The following is a 532-nucleotide window of genomic DNA, read 5'->3' as shown; positions in this document are numbered from 1 at the left end:
TTGATACCCATACCTTGCGCTAGCGTGTAATTGTGCACTTTGATAAAGCACTCTTTGACTTGCCATAGTAAACGACTTAGATGCGCGCGTTTTATAGTATTTAGCTTGTCTAAAACAGCCAGCTCATCAGTATGATAATACCGCTGTACAATAGACCACTTCACACTTTGTACCTCTATATCGATACCGACTGGTCTATGACTGCTGACAACGACTGCGACCCTATCAACAGAATGACTAAAGCAGACATAGTAACGATGATGAATAAGCCGATAAGGGAACTGGGTCTCATCTAAATCATCATAGATTGCAAGTTTTTGCAGTAAGTGCTGAAGTAAATCTCGTACGCCTTTACGTTGTTGCTGCCGCTTATAATTAAACGCACTATGAGTGTTATCTTGACCATCATTATTGGTAGATGCTATTTTTGCGCTCATACACCAAGTGCTGTCATTGAGTTGGATATAGCTTAAATTATATAGTGAGAAGGGCATAGTTGATAAGATCATGAGTATGAGTATGAGTATGAGTA

The 532-nt window shown here is 39.5% G+C and carries 1 protein-coding gene; it reads right to left on the bottom strand.

Going from position 1 to position 532, the window contains the following annotated elements; translation table 11 throughout:
* Positions 1 to 437: 4'-phosphopantetheinyl transferase family protein (locus ACTXGO_RS16165; RefSeq protein ID WP_443575242.1), on the bottom strand; the 437-nt coding region annotated here is incomplete at its 3' end.
* Between the last annotated feature and the right edge of the window lie 95 nt (positions 438 to 532).

Source organism: Psychrobacter sp. T6-1, assembly GCF_052258445.1.
Note: the sequence above shows the minus strand (reverse complement) of the source record. Positions and strands in the feature narration are given on the sequence as shown.